At 32.1% G+C, this 10,154-nt stretch carries 8 protein-coding genes and 1 pseudogene; 2 read left to right on the top strand and 7 right to left on the bottom strand.

Annotated elements, in window-relative coordinates:
* Positions 1–730 precede the first annotated feature (730 nt).
* Entirely contained in the window at positions 731–2,347 is a 1,617-nt protein-coding gene (locus HX005_RS19115; RefSeq protein ID WP_107010088.1) for a nuclease-related domain-containing protein, read from the top strand.
* Between the two features lie 144 nt (positions 2,348–2,491).
* On the opposite strand, the gene nadS is transcribed toward HX005_RS19115, so the two are convergent.
* From nadS to HX005_RS19100, 3 genes are all read right to left on the bottom strand, one after another.
* Positions 2,492–2,764, bottom strand: a complete 273-nt coding sequence (nadS, locus tag HX005_RS19110; protein WP_107010089.1) for a NadS family protein — start codon at positions 2,762–2,764, stop codon at positions 2,492–2,494.
* The gene (locus tag HX005_RS19105; RefSeq protein WP_286378550.1) at positions 2,757–3,077 is read right to left on the bottom strand and encodes a type II toxin-antitoxin system RelE/ParE family toxin; all 321 of its coding nucleotides are present in this window, start codon (positions 3,075–3,077) and stop codon (positions 2,757–2,759) included. The genes nadS and HX005_RS19105 overlap by 8 nt, the downstream gene beginning before the upstream one ends.
* A gap of 151 nt (positions 3,078–3,228) precedes the next feature.
* Entirely contained in the window at positions 3,229–3,759 is a 531-nt protein-coding gene (locus HX005_RS19100) for a hypothetical protein (RefSeq protein ID WP_228199094.1), read from the bottom strand.
* A gap of 718 nt (positions 3,760–4,477) precedes the next feature.
* Here HX005_RS19100 and HX005_RS19090 point away from each other — a divergent pair.
* Positions 4,478–6,130 carry a vWA domain-containing protein gene (locus HX005_RS19090; protein WP_228199095.1) on the top strand — a complete coding sequence of 551 codons (1,653 nt, stop codon included), beginning with the start codon at positions 4,478–4,480 and terminating at the stop codon, positions 6,128–6,130.
* Between the two features lie 706 nt (positions 6,131–6,836).
* On the opposite strand, the gene HX005_RS19085 is transcribed toward HX005_RS19090, so the two are convergent.
* The 4 genes and pseudogenes from HX005_RS19085 to HX005_RS19070 form a co-directional block, all read right to left on the bottom strand.
* Positions 6,837–7,241 (bottom strand): hypothetical protein, encoded by a 405-nt coding sequence (locus HX005_RS19085; RefSeq protein WP_107010091.1) that lies wholly within the window; start codon positions 7,239–7,241, stop codon positions 6,837–6,839.
* A gap of 323 nt (positions 7,242–7,564) precedes the next feature.
* On the bottom strand, positions 7,565–7,861 hold the full coding sequence (locus tag HX005_RS19080) for a hypothetical protein (protein WP_286378549.1): 297 nt from the start codon (positions 7,859–7,861) through the stop codon (positions 7,565–7,567).
* Complete coding sequence (locus HX005_RS19075; protein WP_286378548.1) at positions 7,858–8,808, bottom strand: replication initiation protein; 951 nt, start codon at positions 8,806–8,808, stop codon at positions 7,858–7,860. The genes HX005_RS19080 and HX005_RS19075 overlap by 4 nt, the downstream gene beginning before the upstream one ends.
* Before the next feature lie 680 nt (positions 8,809–9,488).
* Positions 9,489–10,154: pseudogene (locus tag HX005_RS19070) on the bottom strand (MobQ family relaxase); the annotation flags it as partial.

Genomic DNA, 10,154 nt, shown 5'->3' with positions numbered 1-10,154 from the left:
GCGGTTTTTTAATTTTATAGGTTATTGAAAAATAACAATTATTTAAGATGTGTTTCGCATAACCCCCATTATGTTAAGTGGATGTATATTCTAAGTAATATTTAACTAAAAATGTCTATAAAATTGGTGGTTATTCACATGAAATATCAATCATCATTTTTTACATCGATACAGCCAAAAATCAATAAATTTTAATTTATTAGTCCGATATTTTCTACTACATAGCTTCTAAAACTATGAGATAATATAATATTAATTATCCTATACTTAACAAAAAAATGATGTTTTCAATACTACATGCACTCATATTTTACACCATTGGTATAACTCTCCTTATCGCTATATATTTTAGTGGAATTGATACTCATGATAGTTTCGATATGAGTTTTAGAATTATTCCCACAATCCTTGGAATTGCATTTACCTATTCTGGGGCACATTCGCTTATCGGTGCTTTTAAGTCGCGTTACAAAGTACTTGAGTACCAAAAGATTTGCAGTGTAAAAACGATTCAAAGTTATATTCAAGCAAATAAAGATTGTTATAAACACAATCAAATTTCTTGTAATCAATGTGGAAGTAAAAGCATTCATTTTCAAAAATTTTATGGCGCTGAAGAAAATATACCATTTTCGAAATATAAGGCAGCTATTTACAACCGACATTTCTGTAAGCAGTGCTCAAATACACTCTTTTATACCCCACTCAATTACTAAAAAGAATAATCCAAATGACTATTAAATGTTTTTACGGTGACTATAGCTCACATGAAAATGAACAAAAAATGTTGGATCAATTTCTAACGCAACTAGAACCAAGATATAGAGACTCTGATGAATGGGTCTACGTTATTTACAATACGATGTGGAATGGTCAAGAGGTAGATCTTGTATGCTTAACAGCACACTCAATCATTGTATGCGATTTAAAAAACTACTCTGGAAATTTACAAGGACAAGAAAATGGTGAGTGGCTAATCACTACACAAAATAATGAAACGATCATTGTGAAAGGTGGTGGACAGATCAATCCATTTGTACAAGTCCGTAAGAACCGTTATGCAATTATGGATTGGTTTTCTAATGAAAAGCTATTGGAATCAGAAAATATTGGCCACATAGCTGGCCTCATTATGTTTAGCGAAATTACCGAGATCGATTTAAAATTGTCTCGCTCAGTGAAGCAATGGTTCCATGTTTCTGACTTATCACATACTGAATTCACTTTAAATCATATTCATTCTAATGAAATCAACATCACGCCTAGTGATGCAGACCTAATTGTAAAAACCTTAAATTTGCAAGAATACAATTGGAATACTGCTGTGTTTATGGCAACTAAATATGAAGCTTTTAATAATTATTATGAAGATTTAGAAAAACTAGACGAAAGTCGCGTTAATTACGCTCAAATATTGAATTCCCCACAAGATACTCAGAGTGTTATTGTGGAAAAGACAAAGACTATCAGATTCACTCAAGTCTATCTTCCATCTTTTACTATTTTATTAAGCGTTGCATTAACAGTCTTTCTATTCTTTTCTAGCTTGAAGAGTGGTGGTGCAGTTTATAACTGGTTGGTTGGTGACACTATAAAATCTAAACACACTTTTTTAGGCATGCTTAATCTCTTGCCCAGTCAAGAAGTACTAATCAAAAAACAATTAGAAGTAGAAAGTATAAGTGATCAAAGTTCTAATCATGAAAATAAGTCTGAAGTAACTTTAGAAGATAAGTATCAAGATAAAAAATCTACATCAGATAATGAAAAGAGATACCAAGAAATTAATGTAGAAGATGACGATACTATCAAATCATTAGCTCAATTGTTTGATGAAAAGGAAAAAAGTATTTATGGGGTTAAAATTGGTCAAACCAAATTAGATACAACTCCGTTTCTTAAAAAACTTAAAAAGTATGATGACTTAAATTCATTTCAAGGTATAACGCAATACCAATTAAATTCTAATGAATCCAATAGATTTTTTGATATAAAACTTGAATCCATGAATACCAAGTTTCCACCTATTGATATCGCCCATTTTATGCAAACAAAATTTCTTTATAATGATAAGGGTACATTGAAAGCAATTATCTTTGTAATAGATATTTTAGATGCTAGAGAAAGCTTTCCTCTTTATTTAAAAGACTTTATGAGATTGGGTTATGAGGTGATAGATTCTAAAATACCATATTCTCTTGGTGATCGATATGTAGTATTAGAAAAGAACGGACAAATAGTTGTAATAAATAAACCGCATGTTGGGAATATGGATATAGCGATTCTTAGTAAATCAGACTTTGATAAACATAAGAAAAGCCTTGTATCAAAAGGTATATATTTATAAAAATGTAACTTATACAAAATAAGTTACAGGCTCTGAATAGCAACCTACTTTGTAGGAGTTTTATAGGTTGACTAAAATTAACATAATACGCCTTATGCGAAGTTAAAAATGGGAGCTATAAAGCTCCCATTTCTATTAATTATTTTAAATAAGACTTGGATGAGCATCTAAAATGCGAATCAAAGTTGCTGCTGGACCAGTCGGGTATCTACGACCTTGTTCCCAGTTTTGTAGGGTACGAGGACTAATATGAAGACGTGCAGCAAACTCATTTTGGCTCAAACCGGTTTTTTCACGTACTTCCTTAATATTAGGTAATTCAAGTTCTGTGACTCGACTTGCCTGAATCTCTTGACGCTTAATTGCCCCTGCTTCTTTAATAGAAGAAACGAGGTCATCAAATAAATTATTATCCATGAAGTTGCTCCTTCACTAACTGATGCAGAATTGCTGTTTCCTTATCCGTTAAATTATCTTTCACAGACTTGGGATAAGCCACTAAAAAGAAAATATGGTCATCCTCTGAAACCCAATAATAGATTACACGGATACCTCCACTTTTTCCTTTGTTACCTTGAGAACAACGTACTTTACGTATTCCACCACCATTTTTAATTACATCACCTTTATCAGGTTGTACTAAAAGATCTTGCTGTAACTGACGATATTCATCATCAGTGACAAGCTCTTTGATTTGCTTGGTAAAAATACTGGTTTCAATAAATAACATAGATTATTATACGTCAATGGCGTATAAAAAGTATAACAATTTGAAAGTAAAAAAACGAGAGCTATAAACTCTAACTTTGTATAACAGCCATTATGTTAAGTGGGAGTACTTATGGGAGGATTACCCTGTCTTTTTTAGTTGTATGTATGTTTTAAAAAGTAGTATATTTTTTATAAACAATCTCACAATTACTGAGTTTGTATTTGTTCACGCAATCCTCCATTCCAATCACTTCGGCATTTTTTTCAGAATAAGAGTTTGATTGGAAAAATGTTTTCTGACCATTTAAACCATATCTAAGATTCAGTTGGAATGTACCATCTGGAAGTTGTCCTTTAGTAATCACTGTACCAGGCTCTTTGTCTTTTGTGTATCCAGAAACACTAGAAATAAGTTCGGAACATCTTCTTTGGTTCTCATTTATTTGTTTGCACTCTTTTGCTGCCGAGCGCATAGCCAGTTCACGAGATGTGGCTGTATAGATGGAGAATATGCCATTTTTCGGGTCGTAAGCAACACCAGCATACCAATATTGAGGCTTATAACTACTGCTATTTCCCCCCCAACCGCATACACTACCGTCAACTGTCTGGCAGTAACCTTGGGTAGGGTTTGCTTGAACTAGTGGACTAAGACTGAGCAATCCAATTACACTTAAAGAAGCAAAAATATAATACTTCATCTTCATTCCCTAAATTATTGTGTTTTAATTAAAAAAAATATGTCTAAATCAGGTAATTAACCCGAATAGCGGATAAGAAATTGCCTTAAAAAAATAGGAGGCTGAAATCCAGTAGTTGAATTACCAAACTAAACCTTAAGCTTTAGTCCACATGTCTAATAATATCGAATTATTCTGCGTGGTTGATGACTTTTTTCTTAAATTTGCAGCAACTTATTGGAAATTCCTAAAACAAAGCCCTAGCTATCCAAAAACCCGATAGGGACAATTTTTTCCCCCCTCAAAAATCATCTTTATCTCCATTTGGTACAAGTGCTCTCAATTTAATAATTTCAAAGCTCTTATTCAAATTATGAAATTATTTGCTCAAACAGAATTAGGATTAATACAAAATCTCCTCAGAGTCTAAAGATAAATAATTTTATAGATTTTTGAAAAAAATTTTCTTTTATTTAAAATTGAACTAAAAAGAAAATAACCAAGATATTATATAAATTGTTAAATTTTCACATTTTTTATATTTTATACAAAATCAAAATATGAAAGAATAGCTCAATATTTGCTCGCTAAATGGTTTTTATTAATCCATAGTAAATATTACAAACACACTTGTTAAGGTGGGTACTTTTAAATAACGATTAGCAAGAGTGTTTTATTTATATTAATTTTTTATATTTCAATTACTTGTTTTTAGGATTAGTTAACTAGAGGGAAAGCAATGTTATTAAAAAAGAGTTTATTAGCACTTTTAATAGGGGCATCTGTATTTTTGACTGCCTGTGGTGGAAGCGATTCAGACGATTCTGAACCAACAACTCCTAAACCTACTGAACCCAAACCAGTTGAATCAACAGTTCAAACTGAAGCAACTTTGACCAGTGAAAAAGCAAATATTGCTGTATTTGGTAACGTCGATAAAAAGTACTTTACTGAAGCAACTTTGGCTACAGGAAATGGTGTTTTACTTTTAGATGATCCTCAATTAAATTCAGTCGGCTTTGCATTAGATTTAAAATCAAAGGCAACTGATTTGAATGCATTTTCAGCAGCACAATTAGAAAGCTATATGAAAATATTAAGAGATCATGGTGCCACCGTTAATGTTTTAGTAAATAAAACATCTAAAAATGCGCAAGGCAATGTTACAAATATAACTTTAGATGTAGATTTTAAAAATGTAGAAACTCTAAATAGAGTTCGTGAAGTTTTATTGCTTGCAATTAATCAAGGTAAATCTATTAGCTTACCAACAACTGTTACAGCAAAAGATACTAAACAGCGTTTAAACTTAGCTTTTTGGCTCGAAAATGGTACAGGTTTTGTATGGGGGAACAGTTATGCTGTAAATCAGGCAACGGCGATTGAAAAGCAATATGGTGATTTGAATATAGCAAGTGCATTGAGTAGTAATGCAAAATTGCAAGTTAAAACAATAACGAACAGTTTTACTCAAAATGCTCAGGGTTCAAATGCAGTTGATATTTTATGGAATATTGATTCTTCAGGTTCAATGTATGAAGAGCAAAAAAATCTAGCAAATGGTGCTTCACAATTCTTTACTGCTTTAAATAAAGCAGGTATTGATTATCGTTTAGCTGTAAACACACAGGATGCCTACGATTGTCAAAATTTAAGAACTTTAAGTGATCAAAAGTCGGTATTTATTGATCGTAAAACTCTAAATGCAGAAGAGGAATGGAAAAAACTAGCCCAACCAGGTACAAGTGATTCTGCCACAGAAACAGGTTTCTACTGTGTGCGTGAAGCAAATCTTACAAATTTTGATCGTACAAATGCGAAAAACTTGATTGTATTTGTTTCAGATGAGCCTGAAAATGAAACAGTAAATCAAGCTCGACCAATACGTAGTAATGGTTACCAAGCTCGAGATTTTGCAGACTATAAGAATTACTTCTTGAAAACGGGAGCAACTTATTTTTCTATCGTAGGTACAGCTAATTCAATTCGTAATACATTTGCAGATAATTATCCAGGCTATCAGGATAAAGCATGGGGATGCCGTGGTGATGGTGGTTCGGCAGAGGGTGGAGCACATTTTAAAGAAATTTCTCGCGTAACAGGTGGAAGTTCAGCATCTATTTGTGCAAATGCGAGTAGTTGGAATGTTATGTTTAGTGAGATTATTAAAGCTGCATCAGGTTTAGCAAGTAGTTTTACATTAACTCAATTGCCAATACCATCAACAGTTACTGTCAATGTATCTGGTAAAAATGTACAGCGCGACTTAACACATCAGAATGGTTTTGATTTGGTTTATAGTGCAACAGGTGCAACGATTGTGTTCTATGGTGAAGCTTTACCTACAGCAAATAAAAAAGTAGATGTGAGCTATAAATATTTAAATAAATAAAAAATAGTAAAAACAGGTTCAAATGAACCTGTTTTTTGATTTTATTTATTTTAAAGTAATTAGTGCATAAGTATCTTTTATAGGAAAAGATATGAACTAAAAAACATTTATCTATCCATGTTTGTTTGGATTAGCTTTATTTACTCAGTTTAGTTTTGCAAATCCAACAAATCGATATTATCAACTTGTAGATGGTAGTGTTTGCGGTACGAGAGGGGGATACTGGTATGTAGGAGTTGCATAAAATCCAAATAGGGTTATATGGTCATTTATATTGCAAATAAACGTGATTTGGCTGCTAGATCTGCCGAAAAAGAATGTAAAAACATAATACAACTAACTTAGATGTTCTATTCAATAAACAAAAAAATTGTTAGCGTACATGGTTATACCGCTGATATAATTCAACTTGTTGTCACAAAATGACAAATATCAGTTTAATTTAAGGTATTGTCAATAGACTTTCTTTCCTGCAACCTTCTTTTCTGAGGGGGATATTAAAGATGTTGAAATAAATATAGACTGACAAATTGTTCAATTATTTACGCCCAGTATACCTCATATATTTTGTAGTAAACTCCTAATAGATTCTCCCATAATTTAATTAAAATATAGATTAAAAAGAGGTGTAATTTAAAAATACACCTCAAAATATAAATAGTCCTTGAAATCGAATGCAACTGTTGATTATTAGAACAGTATAATCTTATTCAGAAATTGAAAAATCATCTACTTTATTGTTTTTAAAATATATACTTAATTGTCTTTGTTTACCCTCTTGTAATGCCTGATTAGTATTTCCTATATTTCCATAACCAATAGTACTTAAGGCTGAGCTTAATAATGCATTTGATTTTGTTTCTCCCTCCCTATAAGAGAAATAGTCTGGTCCAGATCCACTAGATGTCTGGTAGTTAGGTTTTCCAAAAATTCTAATAACTTCTTCAGAAGTAGTTATACCCTTTTTCAGGTTTGCTTTTACATAACTCATATCATATTTACTGTCACCTCCTATGCCTAAGATACGAGTATTATCTTGTATTGTTTGGCAACCAATAAAGGGTATAGAAAATATACTAATTAGTAAAAAACGAGATAATTCTTTTTTCATAATAGACCTATAATTAGTAAATACATGTGTTAATTACATTTACCATAAGTAAGTATATGGTATTCAAAATACCCTTATACCATAAATGAATATCTTCCTGATTAATATCAATACTTTTATAAAATTTGATGAAGTAGGAGCTGTTGAGAATCAATATGAGTCAAGTACATTTGTACAAAGATAAATCAAGCTTGGAGAAATGTAAGCAAATGGTCAAGGCATAATCCTCAATAGTGTTTTATCAAACGATTTAAAGTCAGAAAAAAAATGGGCATACTCAAGAAAAATTGATATTAGTTGGCTTATAGTAAATAATTCAATTTTTATAAAACCAACTTAATATGCTTTAAGCGATCATCTTGAATGAGATCATCTAATTCATCTTCTAAATCTTCAATCTTACTGTTGAGAGAAAAAATAGAGTTTTTTAAACGTTCATTTTCAGGAGCATGAGGATTTTTTAATCTGTTGAATATCTCTAGTTGCCCTCTACGCTCTGTACGTAGTCTATCAATCTGATTTTCAAGCGCCATTCTTGGTGTCCACAGCTCAAGTAAACTTTGCTCATAGTCTTTGAGTTCTTCACAACTCATTGAAGCTAATTCAGCTGTAGTTCTCATGGTTTAAAATCCGTTTTGCTATGCAGAGATTTAAAAATCCGTTTTGCTGTTTCCTCTCTTACACTTTTCGGATCTCGTAAGATGCCACCAATCCAAAGGGCAAAAGTAGGATAATCAGGAAAGTTACTCAGGTCTGATAGCTCAGAAAGTTGAGATAAAATAGTGCTGTATTTGTTAATTTGGGCATCAGATAGATTACAGAACATATCTATGGTTTTTTTATCCCTTATTGGTGCTGTGAGTTTTGGCTTGGGTTTTTCTTTTACGGTGAATTTAAAGCCGACAACAGAACGCCCTTTTTTAATTGGATTATAGTCAACTGTTACATCGGTAAACTCATTAATTTCATCTAATGAGCTTTTCAAGACTCTTCGTTTTAAGTTTCTCAAATCTTTATAAGATTCTGGTAGACCAAACTCTGTAAACATTTCATCTAGTGTTAATTCAAAGCCATTTTTTGCCTGATTTTTTTTTGCTAAATGGTAAAAGTCTATTGAGTAGTCTTTTTTTAATTTCAAAACTACATCTTTTTTATAACGAGTGTATGGATTGTATTTATCTAAAATTTTTAACATTACTAAAATAATAGATGTAAACCTTAAAGATATCCCTGCATCCTCGTAAGTAGCATCAATGACCCAGTTAGAGTAAACCTTTTTCCCTTTATCATTAATGTATGAAAAAGACCGATCTACTAGTTTTTTTGACGCATTCTCAATTTGTTTATAAGCAGAATTGACCTTGATACCACAGTCATCAGCAAATTGTTGAGCAGATATTAAGATTTGATCTTGCTCACTTGCATCGATATTTCTAGCAATCGGAGAAGCCATAATTAAAATTCTTTTTTCATCTACAGACATGCTTTTAAAGCATTCAGTAACTTTATTTTGAATAGCCATTGTTGTTACTGGATAAGATTTCTCATAACTATTTTCTTTATTCATTCAGATATCAAACCTTATAAAAAATGAACATGATTTTTGTACCCTCATGAGAAAACAATGTACACCAACAAACATAAGGGTACAAGAATTTATTTGTACCCTTTATCATGCTATTTGTACCCTTTAATCATGCTATTTGTACCCTTTTAAACGATAAAATCATGCTATTTGTACCCTTTATCATGCTATTTGTACCCTTTTAAAGGTTGAAACCCTTGCTATATAAGGCTCTTAGAGGAGCTAAAAGCTTTTAAAAGCTTTTTAAAAGTATAAAAGAGAATTTTGTTCAAATTCGGGCTATAAAAACTGCCCTTGGTACTCGCTAAAGCTCGTACTCTATTGAAGCTCGTTTCTCTCGCTTCGTTGGGGCAGTTTTTTTCTTAATTTATCGAGTATTCAAAAAGCAAAAGCATCAATAATGCATTCGCTTCGCTCATGCTTTTTGAAAAGCAAAAGCTTCATTGTGACGCTCGTAGGCACTCGCTAAGCACAATCTACTGTAATTCAATAAAAACGGTTTATCACAGGGGAATTAAGCGAACTTTCATTGTGACGCTCGTAGACACTCGCTAAAAAGCGCTCATTTGCGTTCTAAGCAATTTTATTTTTATCAACTATAGTTTCCCTATATTTTTAGTTAAAGTCTCTAAAAACCCCGTTTTTTTGCGTTTAAATGGGGGTTACCAAGGCATGTAGTCAGGATTATTATCAGAATCTGGTTTTTGGGGTTCATTTTTCTGTTGGTTTTCTTGGTCTTTACGTCTTGAAAATGCTAAAAGGTCGGGTGCTCGTTTTTCTTGCTCATAATGTTGTTCTTGTTCTTCATGCAACTGCTGTTCTCTAGATTCACGATCTTTTCGGTCATTTTCAAGCTGTAGAGCTGTTTTTCGGTCAAACTCTTGCTGCACTTCCATTTCAACGCTTTTTGTAAAATCTGCATGCAATTTTTGGATTTTCAGCTCTTCCATATCTTCTGCGTATAGTCGTTTTTGTTTTTCACCATTTTGAGGACTAAAATATTTATTTCCATAATCATCTTCCTCAAATATATAACTATTTCTGATTTCCATGCGTTGAATGCGAATATATTCTTGATATTCATTTTCTCTACGTGATATTTCTGAAAGTTGATGATCTATATTTAAAATTTGATCATTCAGTTTGCGTTGTTTAACTCTAATGTCGGTTTCGTTAAATTTTTCAAAAGACTTTTTAGGCAGGAGCAACTGATTTTCTTCTGTCCATTTATTTAACTGGTTAGAATATCTCTCTTTTTTTTCTGTTTCACTAAGACCAGAGATATGCTTTTGGCGATCTAGTTGGGTGTTGTGTTGGTCGATTAGGTC

It is taken from the genome of Acinetobacter sp. R933-2 (assembly GCF_030325485.1).
In the GTDB taxonomy this organism is placed as follows: Bacteria; Pseudomonadota; Gammaproteobacteria; order Pseudomonadales; family Moraxellaceae; genus Acinetobacter; species Acinetobacter sichuanensis.
This window is presented reverse-complemented; position numbering and strand designations above follow the sequence as displayed.